A 21,947-nucleotide genomic window follows, 5' to 3' on the forward strand; every position below is an offset into this window, starting at 1 on the left:
CTGATCAGGACCTCCGGTCGAAGACGAGAGTGACAAAAAGCGGTACGAGAAGAACAGAAATAACAAAGACCCCGAACCGTGCGGTCCACGAGGACCACAACAGCCAGGCGATGACCTGCGCGATGAGGAACAGGACCGCCACGACGCCGTTCTGGGCCCTGCGGCGGCGAGCCTTGATGCCGCGCTGGGCTGCGATTCTGACGGGCCTGCCGGGCAGGAACGCGGTGACCCGCCCGGCCAGCTCACGCCGCCGGGCGAGCCTGGCCTCCCGCACGGCGCGCAGGGCGGCCTGCCTGGCCTGCTCGGCCTCGCGTTCCGCCCTGCGCCTGGCCCGTTCCCTGCTCACGACGACCTCGGCGAGAAAGGCGTCACCCGAGGGTGCCGAGCCAGTTGGTGAGCAGCTGCGCCCCCGCGTCGCCCGACTTCTCCGGATGGAACTGGGTGGCCGTCAGCGGGCCGTTCTCCACCGCGGCGACGAACGGCACGCCGTGCTCCGACCAGGTGACCAGGGAGTCGGTGAACCCCGGGCCCGCCTTGAGCTCCCAGTCGCGCACGCCGTAGGAGTGGACGAAGTAGAAGCGGGTCTGCGGGTCGAGCCCGTCGAACAGCACACTGCCCTCGGGCGCGCTGACGGTGTTCCACCCCATGTGGGGCAGGACCGGCGCGTCGAGCCGTTCCACGGTGCCCGGCCACTCGCCACAGCCCTCGGTCGTGACCCCGTGCTCGATGCCCGTCTCGAAGAGGATCTGCATGCCGACGCAGATGCCGAGGACCGGCCTGCCCGCGGACAGGCGACGGTCGATGATCCGCTCTCCCCGTACGGCCCGCAGTCCCGCCATGCAGGCCGCGAAGGCGCCGACGCCGGGGACGACCAGGCCGTCGGCCTCCAGCGCCTGCGTGTAGTCGGAGCTGACCGTGACGGTCGCGCCGACCCTGGCCAGTGCCCGCTCGGCGGAGCGGAGATTGCCCGACCCGTAGTCGAGAACCGTGACCCTCACCACCACAACACCGCCGCGGTGGTCGCCAGGGCCGCGAGCGCGCCCAGGAGCAGCGCGCCCTTCTTGAGGCCCTGCTTGAGGAAGGACACGATCCCGCCCACCATGAACAGGGCGACGAAGGCCATGGCGACGGCCGTCCAGTTGCCGGTCACAGGACGCCCTTGGTGCTCGGCACGCCGCTGGCGCGGGGGTCGGGCTCGCTGGCCTCCCGCAGCGCCCTGGCCAGCGCCTTGAACTGCGCCTCCACGATGTGGTGCGCGTTGCGGCCGTAGGGCACGTGGACGTGCAGGCAGATCGCGGCCTGCGCGACGAACGACTCCAGGATGTGCCTGGTCATCGTCGTGTCGTAGGCGGAGCCGATCATCGGCGCCATTCCCTCTGGCTCGCTGTGCACGAGGTACGGCCTGCCCGACAGGTCGACCGTGACCTGCGCCAGGGCCTCGTCCAGCGGGCACGACGCGTTTCCGTAACGCCTGATGCCCGACTTGTCGCCCAGTGCCTCCCGGAACGCGGCGCCCAGCGCGAGCGCGGTGTCCTCGATCGTGTGGTGCGAGTCGATGTGCAGGTCGCCCTCGGTCTTCACGGTCAGGTCGAACAGACCGTGCTTGCCGAGCTGGTTCAGCATGTGGTCGTAGAAGCCGACCCCGGTGGACACGTCGACGTATCCGGTGCCGTCGAGGTTGACCTCGACCAGCACGGACGTCTCCTTGGTCGCGCGCTCGACGCGGCCGAGGCGCCGGGTGGGCTCGGCTCCGGCAGAACTGCTCACAGGGTTCCTTCCAGGGCGGCGCGGAAGGCCGCCATCTCCTCGGTCGTTCCGATGGACACGCGCAGCCATCCGGGCGGCCCGACCTCGCGGATCAGCACCCCGCGGTCGAGCATGTCCCGCCAGACGGTGCGCCTGTCGGTGAAACGGCCGAACAACACGAAGTTGGCGTCGGAGTCGGCCACCTCAAGGCCCTTGGCCCGCAGCCATCCGACCGTCGCGTCGCGCTCGGCGCGCAGCGTGTCGACGGTGCCGAGCAGCTCCCCGCGGTGGGCGAGCGCGACGCGCGCGGCCGCCTGGGTGAGCGACGACAGGTGGTACGGCAACCGCACCAGCAGCAGCGCCTCGATCACCGCCGGGTGGGCGGCGAGATAGCCCAGCCGGGTCCCGGCCATGGCGAACGCCTTGGACATGGTCCGCGTCACGATGAGCCGGGGGTTGCCCGGCAGCAGCGTCAGCGCGGACGGCGTTCCCTCACGGGCGAACTCGAAGTAGGCCTCGTCCACGACGACCATGCCGGGCGCCGCCTCCACGATCCTGGCGATGACCTCGGGGTCGAGCGCGGTACCGGTCGGGTTGTTCGGCGAGGTCAGGAAGACGACCGCGGGCCGGTGCTCCTCGATCGCGGCGATGGCCTTGTCCGGGTCGATCCCGAAGTCGTCCTCACGCGACCCGGCGATCCACTCGGTCGAGGCGCCGGTGGTGATGATCGGGTGCATCGAGTAGGACGGCTCGAAGCCGAGCGCCGAGCGCCCCGGCCCGCCGAAGGCCTGCAGGATCTGCTGGATGACCTCGTTGGAGCCGTTGGCGGCCCAGACCCGCTCGTGGGTCAGGCCGTGCCCGAGGTAGGCGGCCAGGTCCTCACGCAGGGCGACCGCGTCCCGGTCGGGATAGCGGTTGAGCTCGCCCGCCTGGGACCGTACCGCCTCGGCCAGGTCGGCGACCAGGGACTCGGAGGGGCCGTAGGGGTTCTCGTTGGTGTTGAGCCGCACCGGGACGTCGATCTGGGGCGCGCCGTACGGCGTGCGTCCCCGCAGGTCGTCACGGATGGGCAGGTCCTCAAGCCTCATCGGGGATCTCCCATCCGAAACGGGCTCGTACGGCGGCGCCGTGCGCGGGCAGGTCCTCGGCGTCGGCGAGCACGCACACGTGCGCGGCCGAGCGCGCCAGCGCCTCGCGGCTGTAGTCGACGACGTGGATGCCGCGCAGGAAGGTCTGCACGGACAGACCGGAGGAGTGACAGGCGCAGCCGCCGGTCGGCAGCACGTGGTTGGAGCCCGCGAGGTAGTCGCCGAGCGAGACCGGCGCGTGGGCGCCGACGAAGATCGCACCCGCGTTGCGCACCCGGGCGGCGAGCGCGGCGGCGTCCGCGGTCTGGATCTCCAGGTGCTCGGCGGCGTAGGCGTCGACCACCCGCAGCCCCGCCTCCATGTCGTCGACGAGCAGGATGCCCGACTGACGGCCGGACAGGGCCTCGGTGACGCGTTCGCCGTGCTTGGTCGCCGCCACCTGGCCGGGCAGCTCACGCTCGACGGCGTCGGCCAGCTCGACCGAGTCGGTGACCAGCACCGAGGCGGCGATCACGTCGTGCTCGGCCTGGCTGATCAGGTCGGCGGCCACGTGCACCGGGTCGGCGGTGGCGTCGGCGAGGATCGCGATCTCGGTGGGGCCCGCCTCGGAGTCGATGCCGATGACGCCCTTGAGCAGCCGCTTGGCCGCGGCGACCCAGATGTTGCCGGGGCCGGTGACCATGGTGACCGGCTCGCACTCCTCGGTGCCGTAGGCGAACATCGCGACCGCCTGGGCCCCACCGACGGCGTAGACCTCCTCGACCCCGAGCAGCGCGCACGCGGCCAGGATCGTCGGGTGCGGCAGGCCGCCGAACTCCTTCTGGGCGGGCGAGGTGACGGCCAGCGAGGGCACGCCCGCCTCCTGGGCCGGCACGACGTTCATCACGACGCTCGACGGGTAGACCGCCCTGCCGCCCGGCACGTACAGGCCGACCCGTTCGACGGGGACCCAGCGCTCGGTGACGGTGCCGCCCGGCACGACCTGAGTCGTGACGTCGGTGCGGCGCTGGTCGCGGTGGACCAGGCGGGCCCTGCGGATCGACTCCTCAAGGGCGGCCCTGACCCTGGGGTCGAGGTCCTCCAGCGCGCGGGCGATCGCCTCCGCGGGCACCCGGGTGGAGTCCAGCTCGACACCGTCGAACCTGGCGGTGAACTCCCGTACGGCCGCGGCCCCACGATGATGCACGTCCTCGCAAATCGGCCGGACCGCTTCCAGGGCGGTTTCGACGTCGAGCTCGGCACGGGGCAGCACGGCGCGGAGGTCCCTCGGCAGGGACCCGCGCAGGTCGGTACGAGAAATCACCCGCCCAGTCTACGGACGTCCGGCACCCGGTCTTGTTCCGTACCATCATACGGACACGTCCTTTACGTTGTAGATTTTTCGTGGTGGTTAGACTCCCCCCCGTGAGCAAGAGCAGGAACAAGGGCGGCCAGGGCACTCCGGCGACGGTCGCGCTGGCCCAGGCCGGGATCGGCTTCACCCTCCACCCCTACGAGCACGACGCGGCTTCCCAGGCCTACGGCGAGGAGGCGGCCGACGCGCTCGGCGTGCCGTACGAGCGGATCTTCAAGACACTGGTCGCCGAGGTCGAGGGCGCTCTGGCCGTCGCGGTCGTACCGGTCGCGGGCAAACTCGACCTGAAGGCGTTCGCCGCGGCGCTGGGCGGCAAGCGGGCGGCCATGGCCGAGGCGGCCAAGGTCGAGCGGGTCACCGGCTACGTGGTCGGCGGGATCAGCCCGCTCGGCCAGCGCAGGCGGCTGCCGACCGTGGTCGACGACTCCGCCCTGGGGTTCGACACGATCTACTTCTCCGCCGGGCGCAGGGGCCTGCAGATCGAGACGGCCCCCGCCGGGCTGGTACGGCTGACGCAGGCCGTCACGGCCCCCATCGGCAAGACGGGCTGATGTTCTACCTGACCGCCCTGGAGATGCTGGAGCTGCTGCGGACCCGGCAGGTGGGGGCCGTGGAGCTGCTGCGGGCGCACCTGCGCAGGATCGAGGAGGTCAACCCGCGCGTCAACGCGATCGTCACGCTGGCGGCCGAGCGCGCGCTCGCCGAGGCCGAGCAGGCCGACCGCGACCTGGCGCGGGGCCACCCGCGCGGCCCGCTGCACGGCCTGCCGGTCGCGCACAAGGACCTGACGGAGACCGCGGGCATCCGCACCACCTACGGTTCGCCGCTGTTCGCCGACCACGTCCCGCCCCGCGACTCCATCCTGGTACGGCGGATGCGCGAGGCCGGGGCGATCACGATCGGCAAGACGAACACCCCCGAGTTCGGCACCGGCTCCCACACGGTCAACGAACTGTTCGGCGTGACCCGCAACCCCTACGACCTGTCGCGTTCGGCGGGCGGCAGCAGCGGCGGGGCCGCGGCGGCGCTCGCGGCCGGGATGATCCCGCTGGCCGACGGCTCCGACATGGGCGGCTCGCTGCGCAATCCAGCCTCATTCTGCAACGTGGTCGGATTGCGGCCGACACCGGGACGCGTGCCCGCCCCCTCCCCCACCGCCGCGTGGTTCACCCTCGGCGTGCCGGGGCCGATGGCCCGCACCGTCACGGACCTGGCGCTGCTGATGAGCGTGATCTCCGGTTTCGACGCCGTCTCCCCTCTCTCGATCGCCGAGAGCGGGCAGGCGTTCGCCGGGTCGCTGGAGATCGACCCGGCGCGGCTGCGGATCGCGTGGAGCCCCGACCTCGGCGGCCTGCCGGTCGACCCGGAGACCGCCCGGGTCACCGCGTCGGCCCCCGAGGTCCTCCAAGGGCTCGGCGCCCGGGTCGAGCAGGTCAGGCTCAACCTGTCGGACGCCGAGGAGGCCTTCCGCGTCTACCGGGCCTGGTACTACGCGCTGTCCTACGGCGGCATGCCCGCCGAGCGGCTCGGGGCCAACGTGCGCTGGAACGTCGAACAGGGCCTGAAGGTCACCGGGGCCGACCTGGCCAGGGCGGAACGGCTGCGCAGCGGCCTGTACCGGCGGATGGGCCGTTTCTTCGGCGACCACGACTTCCTGCTGACGCCGGTCAGCCAGGTGCCTCCGTTCCCGGTCGGCGAGCCGTACGTCTCGGAGATCGACGGCGAACCGATGCCCGACTATCTGGCGTGGATGCGCTCGGCCTACTGGATCAGCGTGCTGCACGCCCCGGCGATCTCCGTGCCCTGCGGTTTCACCCGGGACGGCCTGCCGGTCGGCGTGCAGATCGTCGGACGGCCGTTCGACGACCTGGGCGTGCTGCGCCTGGCCCGCCTCTTCGAACAGGCGACCGGCCACGGCGCGCGCAGGCCGGACCTGCGCTGAACGCCCCCCTCAGGCCCGCCGGGGCCTCGGAGCACGCGTGCGCACGAGGAACAGGATGAGGCATCCGGCCAGGCTCGCGGAGGCCCCGGCGCCCAGGAGCGCGGCGGAGGTGAACTGGGAGCGGTGCTCCTCGTCGTCGGTCCCGGCGAAGCCGAGGTAGCGCTCCGCCTCCGCCGTCAGCTCGTCGTATCGCCTCTGGTCCTTCTCCTTGACGGTCTCCGCCTCGGCGAGCAGGTCGGACACCTTCTGCCGATGCCCGTCGAGCCGCTCCCCCGTCTCGCCCGCCCGCAGGAACGCCAGGGTGCTCAGTCCCGCCAGGACCAGGGCCACGGCCACCAGGGCCGCTCCGAACCACATACGTCTCGCCGTCGTCATGGCAGAGGAACGTAGTGCGGCGCCCAGGACGGCCGAACCCGCCGCGAGGGTGATCCCGCCTCCCCCGCCCGGGTGATCGTCAGTGCCCGCTGATGTCGTAGCCGGACAGCGGGCCGTAGGGGTCCCGGCCGCCGAACGGCGTGCGCAGCGGCGAGTCACGGTAGCCCGCGACGCCCTCAAGCACGAAGAACAGGCCGACCGCCAGTGTGGGCCAGGCGAACATGACTCCGGTGGCGGTCAGGGCGAGCGGGCCGGGGAACAGGGAGACGGAGGTGCCGGAGGCCACGACGTCGGCCGCCGGGGCCAGGTTGACGGCCCCTCCGGTGAGGCTCGCGAGGTAGGACCCCAGCAGGCCCCCCGCCGCCAGGCCGAGGACGATCGCCAGCGGCCTGCCCCGGCGCGAGAGGCTGTAGCCGACGGCGCCGCAGGCCAGCCCGATCACGCCGGTGACGGCCGCGAACAGGCCGTCGTCCGCGATCAGCGCCTGGGTGGAGGGATCCGCCAGCAGCGGGCCCTGCCCGGTCATCACGTACGGCGGGCGCGGCGCGAGCGTCGACCACAGGACACCTGCCACCACCCCGAGGATCCCCAGGGCCAGTACGGTGACGGCGAAGTCGCGCGCATGCCGCAAAGTCTCCCCCTACCCGCTGTACTGATGTCTGTGCTGATGTGCCCGATGTTACCGATCCCGGGTCGTGTTCCCGGAGAGTCAGGGCGAATCCCGTTACGCTGTCCGGGTGAACGAAGAGGTGTGGCTGATCGAGCCTTCCGGACCGCTCCGCGGCGACGTCGAGGTCCGCGGCTCCAAGAACGCCGTGTCCAAGCACATGGTCGCCGCGATGCTCGGCGCCGGGGAGAGCACGATTCACAACGCCCCCGACGTGGGTGAGGTCGGCATCACCGCGCAGATGCTACGGGCGCTCGGCATCGACGTCGAGATCACGCCCAGGGAGATCAGGGTCGCCCGGGGAGAGCGGATCAACCCGCACGTCCCCGCGGCGTTCACCGGCCTCAACCGCATCCCCATCCTGATGCTCGGCCCGTTGCTGCACCTGGCCGGCGAGGCGTTCGTACCGCTGGTCGGCGGCGACCCGATCGGGCGCAGGCCCGTGGACTTCCACGTCGAGGCGCTGCGCGCGATGGGCGCCGAGGTCGAGGTGAGCGACACCGGGGTCTACGCCAAGGCCAGGAGGCTGCGCGGCACCCGGATCGAGCTTCCCTATCCCAGTGTGGGCGCCACCGAGACGATCCTGATGTCGGCGGTGCTCGCCGAGGGCAAGACCGTCCTCAAGGGCGCCGCCATGGAGCCCGAGGTGGTGGAGCTCGCCCTGTTCCTGCAGCGGATGGGCGCGCGCATCGAGCTCAGCCCGGACCGGCGCATCGTCATCGAGGGCGTCAAGCGGCTGCGCGGCGCCTCGACCTGGCTGAACGGCGACCGGATCGAGGCCTTCTCCTACCTCGCCGCGGGCCTGATCACCGGTGGCGAGGTCAGGGTGCACGGCTGCCCGCAGGACCGCCTGGTGACGGCCATCACCACCCTCGCCAGGATGGGCGCGGAGATGGACATCACCGACGACTACGTCTCGGCCTCGGCCCCCGAGGGGCTGCGGGCCGCCGCGGTGCAGACCGACACGCATCCGGGGTTCATGACCGACTGGCAGACGCCGCTGATGGTGCTGTTCACCCAGGCCCAGGGCATGTCCGTGCTGCACGAGACGGTCTTCGAGAACCGGCTGGTCTACGTGCCCGCGCTGCAGCGGATGGGCTGCGAGATCGAGGTCTTCGACGTGTGCCTCGGCGGCCCCGCCTGCCGTTACCACGACACCAACGCCAAGCACTCCGCGGTCGTGCGGGGTGTGTCGAAGCTGCGCGGCGCCGACGTGACGCTGCCCGACATCAGGGCCGGCTTCTCCGCCGTGCTGGCCGCCGCGGCGGCCGAGGGCACCTCGACGCTACGCGGCGTGCACCACATCGAGCGGGGCTACCACCGCCCGTTCGAGCAGTTCGCCTCCCTGGGTCTGCAGGTCAGCAGGGAAGCGGTCGGGGAAGGGTAAAGATTGACGGCCGGGCGTTTGCCCCAGCCCGTCCGGCCGCACGTTACTGTCTGTGACATTTCGATCATCCGAGGTGAGACGCGGGCTCGCCGGGTGCCTGTGGGGTCTGACGGCCTGCGGCGTGCTCGGCGGGCTCCTGGTCGCGGCCATCGCCCTGCCAGCGGTCGGCGGCGCGGGCATCACCACCAACACGGTCACACACCTGTTCATCGACCTGCCCCCCAGCCCGAGGGAGGACCCGCTCCCCGAGCGGACGATCCTCCTGGACAGGAACGGCAAGCAGTTCGCCCAGTTCTACACGGAGAACCGGAAGATCGTTAAGCTCGACCAGGTCGCCCCGGCCATGCGCCAGGCGATCGTGGCGATCGAGGACTCCCGCTTCTACGAGCACGCGGGCCTGGACATCAAGGGGACCCTGCGGGCCCTGGTGACCAACACCCAGGCGGGCGGCGTACGGCAGGGCGGCTCCTCCCTCACCCAGCAGCTGGTCAAGAACATCCTGGTCGAGAGCGCCGAGACCGACGCCGAACGGGACAGGGCCCGCGAGCCGAGCCTCAGACGCAAGATCACCGAGCTGCGCTACGCGCTGGCCATGGAGGACAAGTACTCCAAGGCGGAGATCCTGGAGCGCTATCTCAACATCGCCTACTTCGGCGCCGGGGCCTTCGGGGTCGAGGCGGCCGCCCAGCGGTTCTTCTCCGTCTCGGCCGCCGACCTGACCCTGAAGCAGGCGGCGACGCTGGCGGGAGCGGTGCGGACGCCGTACTCGACCGACCCCTCTCTCGGTCCGCAGCGCAGGCACCGCCTGCGGGAGCGCAGGGACATCGTGCTCGACCGGATGGCCCAGCTCGGCGACATCCCGGTGGCGCAGGCCGAGGCGGTCAAACGCACCCCGCTGGACATCCGCATGCGGCCCGAGCCCGGCGGATGCGCCGGGAGCGCCTACCCCTACTTCTGCCTCTACGTCCACAAGGAACTGGTGACCAACCCCGCCTTCGGCCCCACCAGGGCCGCGCGGGAACGGCTGCTGGCCAGGGGCGGCATCGTGCTGCGCACCACCCTCGACCCGACGGCCCAGCGGGCCGCGCAGCGCGCCGTCTCCTCCCACGTCTCGCCGAAGGACACCGAGGTCGCCGCGGAGGCGATGGTCGAGCCGGGAACCGGCCGGATCAGGGCGATGACGGCCAGCAAGAGGTACGGCGTCAACTCGGGCAACGCCAGGAACGGCCCGAGCACCACCTACAACCTCCCGGCGGACATGGCGCACGGCGGCGGGCAGGGCTTCCAGGCGGGGTCGACCTTCAAGGCGTTCACCCTGGCGACCGCCCTGGCCAGGGGCTGGCGCTTCGACGACGGCTTCATGACGCCGGGCAGGTTCGTGCCCTCGGGGGGCTACTTCGACTGCCGGGGACACCGGGTGAACGACCCGCGCAGCCAGATCTTCAACGCCAGCGGCGAGGGCAGCGGCGGACCGCAGAGCATCTCGACGGGCACCTGGAAGTCGGTGAACATCTTCTACATGATGCTGGAGCGCCGGGTCGGCCTGTGCCAGGTGGTCAAGACCGCCAAGGCGCTCGGCGTGGTCCGCGCCGACGGCACGCCGCTGCGCGAGGTGCCGACCTTCACGCTCGGGGTCAACGAGATGGACCCGGTGACGGTCGCGGCGGCGTTCGCCGCGTTCGGCGCGCGGGGCTGTTACTGCAGGCCGATGGCGATCGTCGACATCGTCGAACGGGACGGCACGCACGTCCCGGTGCCGCCGAGCTGTGTGCAGGCGATCGAGCGTGACGTGGCCGACGCGGTCAACCACGTGCTGTCCGGGGTGTTCAGCAAGGGAACCATGACGGGACAGGACATCGGGCGCGACGCGGCGGGCAAGACCGGCACGAACAACGGCTACACCTCCGCCTGGTTCGCCGGATACACCCCCGACCTGGCCGCCGCGGTCAGTGTCGGCGACATCAGGGGCGCCTACCGCTACCCGCTGCGTGACGTGACGATCGGCGGCGAGTACTACGGGCAGGTGCAGGGCGCCTCCCTGCCGGGCCCCATCTGGGTCTCCTCCATGGAGGCCGCCCTGCGCGACGTCGAGGCGTCCTCCTTCCACCACCCGGACATGTCACGCTTCGGTGGTGGCTACACCCCGGGCATGGACAAACTGCTGGAGGCCGAGAAGAAACGCGACGGCCGGAACGGGGGCGGTGACGGGGACGGCGGGGCGGACGGGCAGGACGCCGGGGAGCCGGACGAACGGCACAGCCTCGGCGCCGACCACGGCTACCGGGGCGGCAGGGCCCACTGGAGGAAACCCCGCCACCAGCAGCGGCAGCAACAGCCGCACCGGCGGCAGCGACATCACCGGCCCGGTCCCGGCCACCGGGCCCGCTGAGGGGCCCCGGGGCCGCCCCCGCGCGGGACGGTCCCGAAGGCCTACCTCTTGACCAGGACCTGCTGGGTCGGGAAGGGCACCAGGGCCGTTCCCCGGGCCAGGGCGGCACCGGGACCGCACAGCGCCCGCAGCATGTGATCACCGAGCGCCTGGTCGATCGGATGCTGCTGCGGAATCCCCTGGGCGTCGAGGCGCTGGTACTTCATCAGGTTGATCCCGAGGGAGATCTGGCGGCGGCCGTCCTGGCTGGACAGGGAGAAGGTGCCCATGCCGAAGACCCCTCCGTCGTGGCCCCAGAACCGGCCGCAGGGCAGATCCTGGGCGTAGACGCCCAGACCGTAGTTCATCAGGACGTCGCCCTGACCGTCGGTGACGGGCACCGTGGTCTGCATCTGGGCGAGCTGGGCCTTGGGCAGCAGCCTGCCTTCGAGCAGCGCCCGGTAGAACCGGTCGAGGTCGCCGGTCGTCGAGACGACGGCGCCCGCGGTGTACGCCCACGACATGTCGTAGACGCTGTAGTCACGCGGCGGGTCGATGAGCCCGTAGAGCGACTCGTAGGCCTTGGAGTGCGGCCCGGGGATGACCGGCGTGCGGGGGAAGGAGGTCTCGCGCAGCCCGGCCCTGTGGATGACCTCACGGGTGATGTACCGCTGCGCCGGTTCGCCGGTCACCGCCTCCAGCAACAGCCCCGCGATGACGTAGTTCGTGTTGGAGTAGGACCAGCGCTCCCCGGGCTCCCCCGTCGGCTGGGCCTGCAGGCCCAGCCTCACCAGTTCCGCCGGCGCGATGGAACGGAAGCGCTCCTCGTCCAGGCTCGCGGCCGACCCCTGGGCCAGGGAGGGGAAGGCGCCCAGGACGTAGTCGCCGATGCCACTGGTGTGGTTGAGCAGCATCCGCACCGTGACCCTCCGCCCGAGGTCGGCGGGGAGCAGCCTCGGCAGATAACGCGCGACGGGCGCGTCCAGGTCGATGCGCCCCTTCCCGGCCTGCTGGAGGATCGCGACCGCGGTGAAGGTCTTGGTGATGCTGCCGACCCGGTGGCGCATGCCCGGCCGTACCGGTCTGCCGGTTTCCACGTCGGCGACCCCGGCCGCCCCGTCCCACGCCTGCCTGCCGTTCCGGACGCTGGAGTAGAGGCCGTACATGCCCGCGTCACGGACCGCGTCAAGGGTCGCCTCCAGTCCCTCGCGGTCGAGATCCTGCGGCGCCACCGGGCCGGACTCCGGCGGCCCCGCCGCCTGCGCGGGCAGGGCGGCGCCCGCCACGAGCGCGGCGCTCAGCCCAAGCCCAACGATCACAACCCCACGACGCCTCATGAAGGCCGCCATTCGCCATCTCCTCGGAACCGGGAACACGACCTCATCACGATCACAAAATCACCGCCCCGGGGCCTCCCCTTTCCGGACGAATCGACGTTCGTTCTCAGGAATGACAATCGCCGCCGAACGACCGCGTACCGGTCCGCCCGCGACTCGTCGCGTGTCTGGCCGAATGCCGTGGCGGGCGAAACGGATGTCACCGGCCTCGTGGCCGGTCACCGGTTCGCCACGGGTGGCCCCGCATCGTCGGCGCGGGCGGCGATGCGCACCTCCCACGGCGTCCGGGACCGCGCGCCGAGCGGCGGCCTCTCCTCGAAGCCAGAGAAGCCGCGAGGGGCAGAGGAATCCGCTTTCTCCTCCCGAATATTCCGCCCGGTCAAAATCGAAGAATCCCACCGTGCAATCGGTGCACGACGGGAAAAGGAAAACACGTATACGTGGTGACACGGCCCCGCCCCGTACTTCACCGTTTACCTCCGGCCAGGAGGGCCAGGAGAGCCAGAGGAAACCGCCGGGACCATCGGATCCACGCGACGTCCGGCACCCGGTCTGAAGTCGCTCCGCCCTCCCCTGGCCGTGAGATCCTGCTGATCTTGAGGACGGACGGGTTCCCCGGGCGAGCCCCATCGGACCGCCTGCCGCAAGGACCCGCGCGTCCGGACGACCGGCACCGGAGGAAAGAGACCATGAAGCACGAGTACGAGGCCACGTTCCTGTCCGTCGAAGTCGCCGACCTCCGGACCAGGCTGATCTCCCTGGGGGCCGTCCAGGTGTTCCCCCGCACCCTCCTGACCAGGAGGATCTTCGAGAGCGACGTCTTCGGCGACGGCCAGTGGCTCCGGCTGCGCGACGAGGGGGGCCGTTCGACCCTCACGCTCAAGCAGGTCACGGACGCCACCGTCATCGACGGCACCGTCGAGGTCGAGACCGAGGTGGGCGACGCGCGGGCCATGGCCGAGATCCTGCGGCGTCTCGGCCTCCGGGAGGCCCGCTACCAGGAGAACTACCGGGAGGAGTGGAAACTCGGCGACGTCGTCTTCGACATCGACACCTGGCCCGGCCTGCCGACCTTCGTCGAGGTCGAGGGGCCGGACGAGGCCGCGGTCCGCCAGGCCTCGGCCCTGCTCGGATTCGACTACTCCACGGCCCGTTTCGGCAGTGTCGACGTGATCTACCGCAGCGAGACGGGCCGGGACATCCTCTCCGAGCCCACCCTCCTGTTCTCCCCGGAGGACCGGCAGGAGAGCGCCGAGTCCTCCGCGGAAGACTGACCTCCCGGAAACCCTCGCACAGAACGTGAGAGCGAGGGGAGGCCGACGTCCTTCTCCGGCCTTCGGGGCACCCGGCGCGAACACCCTGAGCGACGATTGGATACTGTCCGTAACGTCGTTTCCTGGTGACTGGCGGGGGGACCCATGAAGACGGACGAGGGCTACGTCCACGCGCTCGGCAATCGCCAGGTGCAGATGATCGCGATCGGCGGCGCGATCGGCGTCGGCCTCTTCCTCGGGGCGGGCGGGCGGCTGCAGGCGGCCGGTCCCGCCCTTGTGCTGTCGTACGCCGCCTGCGGGCTCGTGGCCTTCTTCGTCATGCGGGCCCTGGGTGAACTGGTGCTCTACAAACCGTCCTCCGGGTCGTTCGTCGAGTACGCGGGCGACTTCCTGGGCCCGTGGGCCGCCTTCGCCAGTGGCTGGATGTACTGGGTCAACTGGGCCTTCACCGGCATCGCCGAACTGACCGCCATCTCCACCTACGTGGGACTGTGGGCCCCGCACTTCCCCCGCTGGCTCACCGCGCTCATCGCGCTGGCGTCCGTGCTGGTCGTCAACCTGCTGTCGGTACGGCTCTTCGGCGAGCTCGAGTTCTGGTTCGCCATGCTCAAGGTCCTGGCCATCTGCGCCTTCCTGGTCGTCGCCCTGGCCCTGGTCGCCTTCGGCACCTCGCTGGGCGGCGGCACCGCGGGCCTGGGCAACCTCGTCGCGCACAAGGGCTTCTTCCCCAACGGCTTCCCCGTGGTCCTGATGAGCATGCAGTCGGTGATCTTCGCCTACTCCGCGATCGAGCTGGTCGGCATCGCCGCCGGTGAGACGAAGAACGCCAGGCAGGTCATCCCGAGGGCGATCAACGGTGTGATCTGGCGGATCGCGATCTTCTACGTCGGCTCGGTGCTGCTGCTGGCCATGGTCCTGCCATGGACCGCGTACGGCCCCGGCCAGTCGCCGTTCGTGACGGTCTTCGCCGCTCTCGGCGCCCCCTGGGCCGCCGACGTCATGAACCTCATCGTGATCACCGCGGCCCTGTCGTCGTGCAACTCCGGCCTGTACTCCACGGGGCGCATCCTGCGGGCCATGGCCGTCAAGGGCGAGGCCCCGGCGTTCGCGGGCCGGATCGGCTCCCGCCACGTCCCCTACGGGGGCATCCTCATCACGGCGAGCGTGTTCGTGGCCGGGGTCGTCCTCTACTACTTCGTTCCGGAGCGCGCCTTCAACATCGCGACCGCGGTCGCCTCCCTCGGCGTCGTCACCACCTGGGGGACCCTGCTGCTGTGCCAGATCCGCCTGCGTGAGGCGGCCGGGAAGGGCCTGCTCGTGCGCCCCTCCTTCCGGATGCCGGGCGCGCCGTACACGGGCTGGGGCAGTCTGGCCTTCCTCGGCCTGGTGGTGCTGCTGATGCCGTTCGCCGACGCCGACCAGCGGGTGGCCTTCTTCTGCGTCCCGCTGCTGGTCGCCGGGATCGCCGCCGGGTGGCGGATCGTCGGCTCACGCCGTTCCACCGGAACACCTCTTGATCAATAGTACGTTGCACGATATATATCGACCGTGGGCTTACGCGAGCAGAGCTATCTGATCCTGCTGGCCCTCTCACAGGGGCCTCTGCACGGATACGGCGTGACCAAGACGGTGCGGGAACTGTCCGAGGAACGGGTACGGCTCGGCGCGGGCACGCTGTACGGCGCCCTGGACCGGCTGGCCACGGACGGTCTGGTGACCATGGCGGGCGAGGAGGTCGTCGACGGCCGTCACCGCCGTTACTACGACCTGACGGAGCGCGGCCGCGAGATCCTCACCGAGGAGACCGCCCGCCTGATCCGCCTCACCGCGACCGCCCGCCGCCGTCTCGCCCTCCGTCCCGCGCCTGAGCCGTGAGTCCCGGTCAGTCCCGGCGCGTCCCGGCGCGTTCCTCGGCGAGGTGGAGCCCCGCCTCGATGACGGCGTTCATGATGGGGGTCAGGCGCTCCTCACCGAGGGTGGGGGCGCGGCGCGCCATCTCGGCGACGAGACGGCGCTCACGGTCCATGTCGCGCCCCGCGAAGCCGCCGACGGGCTTGAGCCGCTGGATGGTCCCCGCCAGTTCGGCGCGTCGTTCCAGCAGGACGGCCAGGACGGCGTCCACCCGGTCGATGGCGCCACGCGCCTCGGGCACCGAGCCCGGCGTCTCCCTGCGGACGACCACGCCGACGATCCGCGCGACCTCCCCGGCGTCCAGGGCGGCCTGTTCCGGAGCGCCGGGGTCGAGCAGGAGGCCGTCGGCCCCCGCGGCGACCGCCGCCGCGGCCAGCGAGGGGTCCTCGCCGAGGCCGACCAGCACCGGGCGGCCCGAAGTCCGCCGCGCCGCCCGCATCAGGGCCAGGTCCAGGGTCGTGTCCGCCTGGTGCGTACGGCTGCCGCTCTCGCACAGCACCACCTGGTCGTTGCCCTCGGCCACGCAGTAGTCGGCGATGGCCAGCCACTCCTGGAGGGTCGCGGCGGGTCCTCGCTGCACGAGCACCGGGAGCCCGAGTCTGGCCACCGCCCTGACCAGCTGGAAGTCCTGCATCCATGCCGCACCGATCACGATCCCGTCGGCGTGGGCCGCGATCTCCGGCAGATCGGCCGCGGAGAAGGGCTCGACCAGCAGCGGCCCGGACCACCCGGCGCGTGCCTCGGCCACGGTCTGGGCCGCGGGCACCCGCCCGTGGTGGTCGCGCAGGCTGATCCAGCGGGCGTCGGCACCCTCTCCGCCGATCACCACGGCCGGTCCCGCTCCCACGCTGAGCGTCCCCACCCGTACGGCTCCGCGTTCCAGGTTTCGCTCCAGGTCTGCGGTCAACGACATCTCGGCTCCCATGCTCAGCCGGCACGCATCCCCGGGCCGGCGAATCGTAAGAAACAAAAAAGGCAGAGACCTTGTCTCTGCCTGGTGCCGGCTCCGAACGGTCGCTACGTCACGCTGTCACGACCGGCTCCCCGGAGCCGGCTCGGTAAACACGAAGTAGAACGTCATGAAAACGACGATAGGGCATCCTCGCCCCAGGCGCCACTCGCAGGCCAGGGGGCTGCAGGGGGGAGGGAGATCCAGATCTCCGGAGAGTCGATCACCCTCCTCGGCCTATGAGAGTATTCGGTGGTTCCGGAAAGGGGCCAAGAGAGGGGGAGGTGCGATCGATGGCCGAAGCACAGCCTGAGGGACGTCGCGTCGCCTCCCGTTACCACCTGCTCGAACCCATCGGCCGTGGTGGCATGGGCATCGTCTGGCGGGCGCACGACGAGTTCCTCGACCGTGAGGTCGCCGTCAAGGAGGTCCGCTACGCCGACATGCTCGGCGAGGACAGCCAGGAGGACTTCAACCGCCGCACCAAGCGGGAGGCCAGGGCGGCGGGACGGCTGACGCATCCGAACGTGGTCGTCGTCCACGACGTGGTCGAGGAGGACGGCAGGCCCTGGATCGTCATGCAGCTGGTCGAGTCCCGCTCGCTCGGCAAGGTGCTGCGCCAGGAGGGGCCGCTGCCGTACCGGCGGGTGGCGGAGATCGGGTCGCAGGTGCTTGAGGCGCTGCGCGCCGCCCACGCCCAGGGGGTGCTGCACCGGGACGTCAAGCCGGAGAACGTGCTGCTGGCCGACGACGGCCGGGTGGTCCTGACCGACTTCGGCATCGCGACTCTGGAGACGGAGACCGCGCTGACCATGACGGGGATCGCGGGCACGCCCGCGTTCATCCCGCCGGAGCGGATCAAGACCGGCACCGCGCAACGCGAGTCAGACCTGTGGTCCCTCGGGGCGACGCTGTACGCCGCCGTGGAGGGCAAGCCCCCGCACGATCGGGGCGGGGCGCTGCCGACCATGCACGCGGTGCTGAACGACGAGCCGGAGCCCCCCGTCCACGCCGGGCCACTGGCGCCCGTGCTTGAGGGGCTGCTGCGCAAGGACCCCGAGCTGCGGATGTCCTACGACGAGGCGGCCCGGCTGCTGCGCCAGGTGGCCGAGGGGCCTCAGGAACGGCGGCAGCCCGCGAGGACGACCGTCATGCCCGCCGTCGCGGGTGAGGCGGGTGCCGAGACCGATCCCGACATCCGGTACCGCCCGGAGGGGGTGCCCGCGACGGGGCTGAAGCTGGGCTCCGCCGCGCCCGCCCCGGCCACCCCCGCGGAGGAGCCTCCGACGCAGGCGCGCAGGGACCGGCCCTCCGGCACGGGGCAGGGAGCCGCCGCGCAGGGAGCGCGGAAACCGGCCGCCGAACCCGCCCAGAATGCCCCGCGGCAGGCCGTGCCGAAGGCTTCGCAGCAGGCCCAGCAGGCCGCCGCGACGCGGAAGGTCACGCCGAAGCCCGCCGCGAAGCCGGTTTCCGCGACTCCGGCGCCGCCGCGTGCCCAGGCCGGGAAGGTGGCTCAGCCGCCGCTCTCCAAGCCCTCGGCCAGACGTGAGCCCGCACCGGTACGGCCGCCGGTCCCCGTCTCGCGGCCCGAGCCCTCCTCCGCTCCCCCCGCCGTTCCGCCCGTCACTCCGCCGCCCTCGGCGGCGGAGTTCTTCCCCACGTCGCCCTCCGGGGCGGGGAAGCCCTCCTGGAGCTGGGACTCCATGCCACCGCTGCGGCGGTGGTCGCTGCTGCTGGTGCCCGTACTGGTGATCATCGTGCTCGTCGCGGGTTATCTCGGAATGCGCTACGGCAGGGAGGTCGGGCTGCCGGAGCCCAGGACGAGTGAGTCGAGTGAGACCGTGGGGGCGGCCGACCGGCCCGCGGAGACGACCACCGAGCCGATCTCCGAACGCTCCCCCTCCCAGAGCGCGAGTCCCAGCCCCGTCGAGAGTCCCACCAAGGACGACGAAGACGATGAGGACGACAAGAAGAAGGAAGACAAGGAGAAGGACTCCGGGCTTCCCGAAGGCTGGCGCACGCACAAGGACTCCAACGGGTTCTCCGTCGGCCTGCCCAAGGGGTGGGACGTCGACAGGCGCTCCGGCCCTTCGGTGTGGTTCCGCGGCCCCGACCGGGTGAGCTACCTGCTGATCGAGTACACCAACACTCCCAACTCCGACCCGAAGAAGGACTGGGAGGACCAGGAGCGCTACAGCAGGGGCAACTTCAACGGTTACAAGCGCATCCGGATCGAGAAGGTCGACTACATGAAGAAGGCCGCCGACTGGGAGTTCACCTGGGACACGAGCGCCGGTAAGGCGCGGGTGATCGACCGGGGCTTCGTGACCGAGGGCGGCAGGGGTTACGCCATCTACTGGCACACCATGGCCGACGAGTGGGACAAGAACCTCGCCCTCTTCAGGGGATTCACGGAGACCTTCTCCTCGAAAAAGTAGGCGAGCCTCCCGACCGGCTACGATGCGTGGGTTTGGGAGGGGCTGGAGAGAATGACCGAACGGAAGGTCGCGGGCCGGTACCGCCTGCTCGAACCCATCGGCGAAGGCGGGATGGGCGTCGTCTGGCGTTCCCACGACGAGCTTCTCGACCGGGTCGTGGCGGTCAAGGAGGTTCGTTACCGCGGGATCGACGAGGCCGCGCGGGCCGACCTGAACCGGCGGACGATCCGGGAGGCCAGGAGCGCCGGACGGCTCGACCACCCCTCTGTGATCATCGTGCACGACGTGGTCGAGGAGGAGGGCAGGCCCTGGATCGTCATGCAGCTGGTCCGTTCGCGCTCCATGGGCGAGGTGGTGCGCCGGGGTGGGCCGCTGCCCCCGTCGCGGGTCGCCGAGGTCGGGCTGCAGGTGCTCGGCGCGCTGCGGGCCGCGCACACGGCCGGGGTGCTGCACCGGGACGTCAAGCCGGAGAACGTGCTGCTCGCCGATGACGGCCGGGTGGTGCTGACCGACTTCGGCATCGCCTCGATGACCCAGGAGACCGGGATCACCCGCACCGGGGGGATGGTCGGCACCCCGGCCTTCCTGCCCCCGGAGCGGCTGCACGGCATGCCCGCCACCCCCGAGTCGGACCTGTGGTCGCTGGGGGCGACGCTGTACGCGGCGCTTGAGGGACGTCCGCCGTTCGAACGGCCGACGGCCGCGGCGACCATGATGGCGGTCCTGAACGGCGAGCCGAGCCCCATGTCGCACACCGGCTCCCTCGTCTCGGCGATCCTCGGCCTGATGGCCAGGGAGCCCGCGGCCCGGCTGACCGCCGACGCGGCCGAGGCGCTGCTCACCCGCGCCTGCACCGAGGCCCCGGGGGCCGCGGCGGGTACGGACGACCGCCTTCCCCAGGCGGGCCCGGCCCCCCGGCACGGCCGCCCCCACCCGGCGGAGGCGCCCCACACCGGCAACGGCGCCTTCCCGCACCCGAACGAGGGCCCGTACGCGGGAGGGCACACAGCCGATCCTCGCCACGGCGGCGAGCCCTGGCGGCAGGCGGCACCCCAGCCCGGCCCGCAACCGATGCCGCAACCAGGACCCCAGCCGGGAACGCGGCCGGGCGCGGCCCCGTGGGACGCCTCCCCGTGGACCGGGCAGCCGGCCGGGCAGCCGGTGGGGCCGGGACAGGCGGCCTCGTGGCACACCGGCCAGGCCGGGGCCTCTCACGGCGACCCGTCGTCCGCCGGGCAGGCGCCATACCCGGGAGATCCGGCACATTCCCCCTACCGTGACGACGCGACCCGGGTCGGGCGGCCGTCCTACCCCAACGACCCCTTCCAGGCCTATCACCCGGGTGGCCAGGCTCATCCCGGCGATCCGTCCTCGCACGGCCAGGGCGGACACCCGCTGCCCGAAAACCCGTTCGGCGGCCCCCTTCCCGGCCTCCCCCACGGCACCGAACCGGCCCACCAGGGACCCGGCAGACGGCGGGGCAGGCGTGCCGCGCCCGGCTCGCAGGCGTCCCCGCGACGGCCGGCCGTACGGCGGGCGGTTCTGATCGTGGGGATACCGGTACTGGTCGCGGGGTTCGGCGCCGGAGGGTGGCTGCTGGCGGACAACTTCGGCGCCGGCCGGACCGCGACCCCGACGCCCCCCGCCACCTCCGCCCCGTCGATTCCGTCCGCCAAGCCGTCGAAGAGCCCGCGCCCGTCCCCCACCGCCTCCCCAACGGTGCGCCCGTCCAGGCTGCCCGAGGGCTGGCAGTACTACAAGGACCCGGTGATGGGCTTCACCGTTGCCCTGCCGCGCGGCTGGACGAGCAAGCGCTTCTCCGGGCGTGACCGGGTGGAGTTCAGGAGGCCCGGCTCGTCCGCCCTGCTGTGGATCGAGTCGACCGCCGATCCGGAGAAGGACCCGGTCAAACACTGGGAGAACCTTGAGAAGGACCGCGTGGTCAAGAAGCTCTGGCCGGGCTACGAACGCATCGGCATAACCCCGCTGCGATACCGTGGTGTGGAGGCGGCCGACTGGGAGTTCACCTACCTGAAGAACGGCGTCCGGACACACGTCCTGGACCGGGGGTTCCACACGATCACGGGCCGTCCTTACGCGATCTACTGGGAGAGTCCTGAGTCCGAGTGGGACCGGGCGTTCTTCGACAGGTTCACCGAGACCTTCCGTCCGTGACCGGCCGGGGGTCGGGCCGGGAGACACCACTGGAGACACGACCGCGGTCCTTGGAGACGGAGACGGAGACGGGGCTGGAGCCGGGGAGCGGAAGCCTGGAGGCGGCACGCTTCTGGCGCAATCCGGCGCTGCCCGGGGTCGATCTGCTCAAGGCGAGATACGTGACCCATCGGTTCACCCGGCACGCCCACGCGGGCTACGCGATCGGGGTGATCCTAACCGGGATCGAGGAGTTCGACTATCGGGGCGCCCGGCACCGCGCGGGCGCGGGAAGCGTGGTGCTGGTCGACCCCGACCAGGCGCACAACGGTCACGCGGGTGAGCCGGACGGCTGGGCGTACCGGATGCTCTACCCCTCCGTCGAGGTCCTGTCCGGGATCGCCGAGGAACTGCTCGCCGGGCGGGGCACGCCGTACTTCCCCGAACCCGTCGTCTCCAGCGCGCGCGGTGCCGCGCTGCTCAGGAGGGCGCACGACGCCGCCGAGCGCGGCGACAGCCTGGCCTCCTCGACGCTGGCCCGTACGGCCTTCGGCACGCTGCTGCGCCTGCACGCCGCCCGGCGTCCGCCGGAGACGCGCTCCGTCGGCAACGACCTGGCCGTACGGCTCGCGCGGGAGATCCTGCACGAGAGACTCATCGATCCGCCCACGATCGAGGACCTGGCGCTGGCCGTGAAGGCGAAGCCGTTCGGGCTGATCAGGGCCTTCAAGGCGGTCACCGGGCTGCCGCCGCACGCCTACCTGAACACGCTGCGGGTCAGCCGGGCGCGTGGCCTGCTCGACGCCGGGGTACCCGCGGCCCAGGTCGCCGCGGACGTCGGTTTCACCGACCAGGCGCATCTGACCAGGCATTTCAAGCGGGTCGTCGGTGTCCCTCCGGCCGCCTACCAACGTGCAGGAACGTACAAGACCGAGGCAGAAAACTCCACATAACCTC

At 71.5% G+C, this 21,947-nt stretch carries 20 protein-coding genes; 10 read left to right on the forward strand and 10 right to left on the reverse strand.

All coding sequences use genetic code 11. The features are described 5' to 3' along the window. Positions 1-4: 4 nt before the first annotated feature. The 6 genes from ABZ463_RS22185 to hisD are packed head-to-tail and all read right to left on the reverse strand — an operon-like array spanning position 5 to position 4,137. Positions 5-346 carry a hypothetical protein gene (locus tag ABZ463_RS22185; RefSeq protein ID WP_352009035.1) on the reverse strand — a complete coding sequence of 114 codons (342 nt, stop codon included), beginning with the start codon at positions 344-346 and terminating at the stop codon, positions 5-7. Positions 347-368: 22 nt separating this feature from the next. Beyond that, positions 369-1,004, reverse strand: a complete 636-nt coding sequence (hisH, locus tag ABZ463_RS22190; protein ID WP_362778514.1) for an imidazole glycerol phosphate synthase subunit HisH — start codon at positions 1,002-1,004, stop codon at positions 369-371. Then, positions 995-1,150: a hypothetical protein gene (locus ABZ463_RS22195; RefSeq protein WP_352009033.1), complete on the reverse strand. Its 156-nt coding sequence runs from the start codon at positions 1,148-1,150 to the stop codon at positions 995-997. The genes hisH and ABZ463_RS22195 overlap by 10 nt, the downstream gene beginning before the upstream one ends. Beyond that, on the reverse strand, positions 1,147-1,767 hold the full coding sequence (hisB, locus tag ABZ463_RS22200) for an imidazoleglycerol-phosphate dehydratase HisB (protein ID WP_352009032.1): 621 nt from the start codon (positions 1,765-1,767) through the stop codon (positions 1,147-1,149). Before hisB ends, ABZ463_RS22195 begins: the two co-directional genes overlap by 4 nt. Then, a complete protein-coding gene (locus ABZ463_RS22205) occupies positions 1,764-2,834 on the reverse strand; it encodes a histidinol-phosphate transaminase (protein ID WP_352009031.1) in 1,071 nt (356 codons plus the stop codon). The genes hisB and ABZ463_RS22205 overlap by 4 nt, the downstream gene beginning before the upstream one ends. Then, positions 2,824-4,137 carry a histidinol dehydrogenase gene (gene hisD, locus ABZ463_RS22210; protein ID WP_352009030.1) on the reverse strand — a complete coding sequence of 438 codons (1,314 nt, stop codon included), beginning with the start codon at positions 4,135-4,137 and terminating at the stop codon, positions 2,824-2,826. Before hisD ends, ABZ463_RS22205 begins: the two co-directional genes overlap by 11 nt. A 101-nt stretch (positions 4,138-4,238) precedes the next feature. Between hisD and ybaK the strand changes: the two genes are divergently transcribed. Next, positions 4,239-4,739, forward strand: a complete 501-nt coding sequence (gene ybaK, locus ABZ463_RS22215; RefSeq protein WP_362778519.1) for a Cys-tRNA(Pro) deacylase — start codon at positions 4,239-4,241, stop codon at positions 4,737-4,739. Continuing rightward, a complete protein-coding gene (locus ABZ463_RS22220) occupies positions 4,739-6,130 on the forward strand; it encodes an amidase (protein ID WP_362778521.1) in 1,392 nt (463 codons plus the stop codon). Before ybaK ends, ABZ463_RS22220 begins: the two co-directional genes overlap by 1 nt. Positions 6,131-6,139: 9 nt before the next feature. Here the strand turns inward: ABZ463_RS22220 and ABZ463_RS22225 are convergent, their stop codons facing one another. Both ABZ463_RS22225 and ABZ463_RS22230 read right to left on the reverse strand, forming a co-directional pair. Then, complete coding sequence (locus tag ABZ463_RS22225) at positions 6,140-6,505, reverse strand: hypothetical protein (protein WP_352009027.1); 366 nt, start codon at positions 6,503-6,505, stop codon at positions 6,140-6,142. Between the two features lie 79 nt (positions 6,506-6,584). Beyond that, positions 6,585-7,136, reverse strand: coding sequence for a hypothetical protein (locus tag ABZ463_RS22230; RefSeq protein WP_352009026.1), 552 nt, complete (start codon positions 7,134-7,136; stop codon positions 6,585-6,587). Between the two features lie 106 nt (positions 7,137-7,242). On the opposite strand from ABZ463_RS22230, the gene murA reads away from it, so the two are divergent. Both murA and ABZ463_RS22240 read left to right on the forward strand, forming a co-directional pair. Beyond that, positions 7,243-8,559 (forward strand): UDP-N-acetylglucosamine 1-carboxyvinyltransferase, encoded by a 1,317-nt coding sequence (murA, locus tag ABZ463_RS22235; RefSeq protein WP_352009025.1) that lies wholly within the window; start codon positions 7,243-7,245, stop codon positions 8,557-8,559. Between the two features lie 52 nt (positions 8,560-8,611). Next, a complete protein-coding gene (locus tag ABZ463_RS22240; protein ID WP_362778524.1) occupies positions 8,612-10,948 on the forward strand; it encodes a transglycosylase domain-containing protein in 2,337 nt (778 codons plus the stop codon). Between the two features lie 41 nt (positions 10,949-10,989). On the opposite strand, the gene ABZ463_RS22245 is transcribed toward ABZ463_RS22240, so the two are convergent. Then, complete coding sequence (locus tag ABZ463_RS22245) at positions 10,990-12,246, reverse strand: serine hydrolase domain-containing protein (RefSeq protein ID WP_362778527.1); 1,257 nt, start codon at positions 12,244-12,246, stop codon at positions 10,990-10,992. 707 nt (positions 12,247-12,953) lie between these two features. Here ABZ463_RS22245 and ABZ463_RS22250 point away from each other — a divergent pair. The 3 genes from ABZ463_RS22250 to ABZ463_RS22260 all read left to right on the forward strand — a co-directional run bounded on the left by ABZ463_RS22250 (position 12,954) and on the right by ABZ463_RS22260 (position 15,413). After that, positions 12,954-13,538 carry a class IV adenylate cyclase gene (locus ABZ463_RS22250; RefSeq protein WP_362778529.1) on the forward strand — a complete coding sequence of 195 codons (585 nt, stop codon included), beginning with the start codon at positions 12,954-12,956 and terminating at the stop codon, positions 13,536-13,538. A 144-nt stretch (positions 13,539-13,682) separates the two neighbouring features. Beyond that, positions 13,683-15,062 (forward strand): amino acid permease, encoded by a 1,380-nt coding sequence (locus ABZ463_RS22255; protein ID WP_352009021.1) that lies wholly within the window; start codon positions 13,683-13,685, stop codon positions 15,060-15,062. Between the two features lie 24 nt (positions 15,063-15,086). Beyond that, positions 15,087-15,413 carry a helix-turn-helix transcriptional regulator gene (locus tag ABZ463_RS22260; RefSeq protein WP_352009020.1) on the forward strand — a complete coding sequence of 109 codons (327 nt, stop codon included), beginning with the start codon at positions 15,087-15,089 and terminating at the stop codon, positions 15,411-15,413. 7 nt (positions 15,414-15,420) lie between these two features. Here the strand turns inward: ABZ463_RS22260 and ABZ463_RS22265 are convergent, their stop codons facing one another. Next, complete coding sequence (locus ABZ463_RS22265) at positions 15,421-16,362, reverse strand: chorismate mutase (RefSeq protein ID WP_352009019.1); 942 nt, start codon at positions 16,360-16,362, stop codon at positions 15,421-15,423. 329 nt (positions 16,363-16,691) lie between these two features. On the opposite strand from ABZ463_RS22265, the gene ABZ463_RS22270 reads away from it, so the two are divergent. Genes ABZ463_RS22270 through ABZ463_RS22280 form a run of 3 tightly spaced genes read left to right on the forward strand, consistent with a single transcriptional unit; the run spans position 16,692 to position 21,943 of the window. Continuing rightward, entirely contained in the window at positions 16,692-18,836 is a 2,145-nt protein-coding gene (locus ABZ463_RS22270) for a protein kinase (RefSeq protein ID WP_362778534.1), read from the forward strand. Between the two features lie 51 nt (positions 18,837-18,887). Continuing rightward, positions 18,888-21,011: a protein kinase gene (locus ABZ463_RS22275; RefSeq protein WP_352009017.1), complete on the forward strand. Its 2,124-nt coding sequence runs from the start codon at positions 18,888-18,890 to the stop codon at positions 21,009-21,011. 50 nt (positions 21,012-21,061) lie between these two features. Next, the gene (locus ABZ463_RS22280) at positions 21,062-21,943 is read left to right on the forward strand and encodes an AraC family transcriptional regulator (RefSeq protein ID WP_362778538.1); all 882 of its coding nucleotides are present in this window, start codon (positions 21,062-21,064) and stop codon (positions 21,941-21,943) included. Positions 21,944-21,947: the final 4 nt, after the last annotated feature.

It is taken from the genome of Streptosporangium sp. NPDC020145 (assembly GCF_040631275.1).
In the GTDB taxonomy this organism is placed as follows: domain Bacteria; phylum Actinomycetota; class Actinomycetes; order Streptosporangiales; family Streptosporangiaceae; genus Streptosporangium.

Excerpts from the sequence above, each read along its gene's own strand:
- ABZ463_RS22205 (WP_352009031.1), bottom strand. The coding sequence starts at position 2,834 with ATGAGGCTTGAGGACCTGCCCATCCGTGACGACCTGCGGGGACGCACG.
- ABZ463_RS22255 (WP_352009021.1), top strand. The coding sequence starts at position 13,683 with ATGAAGACGGACGAGGGCTACGTCCACGCGCTCGGCAATCGCCAGGTG.
- ABZ463_RS22265 (WP_352009019.1), bottom strand. The coding sequence starts at position 16,362 with ATGTCGTTGACCGCAGACCTGGAGCGAAACCTGGAACGCGGAGCCGTA.
- ABZ463_RS22270 (WP_362778534.1), top strand. The coding sequence starts at position 16,692 with ATGGCCGAAGCACAGCCTGAGGGACGTCGCGTCGCCTCCCGTTACCAC.
- ABZ463_RS22250 (WP_362778529.1), top strand. The coding sequence starts at position 12,954 with ATGAAGCACGAGTACGAGGCCACGTTCCTGTCCGTCGAAGTCGCCGAC.
- ABZ463_RS22275 (WP_352009017.1), top strand. The coding sequence starts at position 18,888 with ATGACCGAACGGAAGGTCGCGGGCCGGTACCGCCTGCTCGAACCCATC.
- ABZ463_RS22220 (WP_362778521.1), top strand. The coding sequence starts at position 4,739 with ATGTTCTACCTGACCGCCCTGGAGATGCTGGAGCTGCTGCGGACCCGG.
- ABZ463_RS22225 (WP_352009027.1), bottom strand. The coding sequence starts at position 6,505 with ATGACGACGGCGAGACGTATGTGGTTCGGAGCGGCCCTGGTGGCCGTG.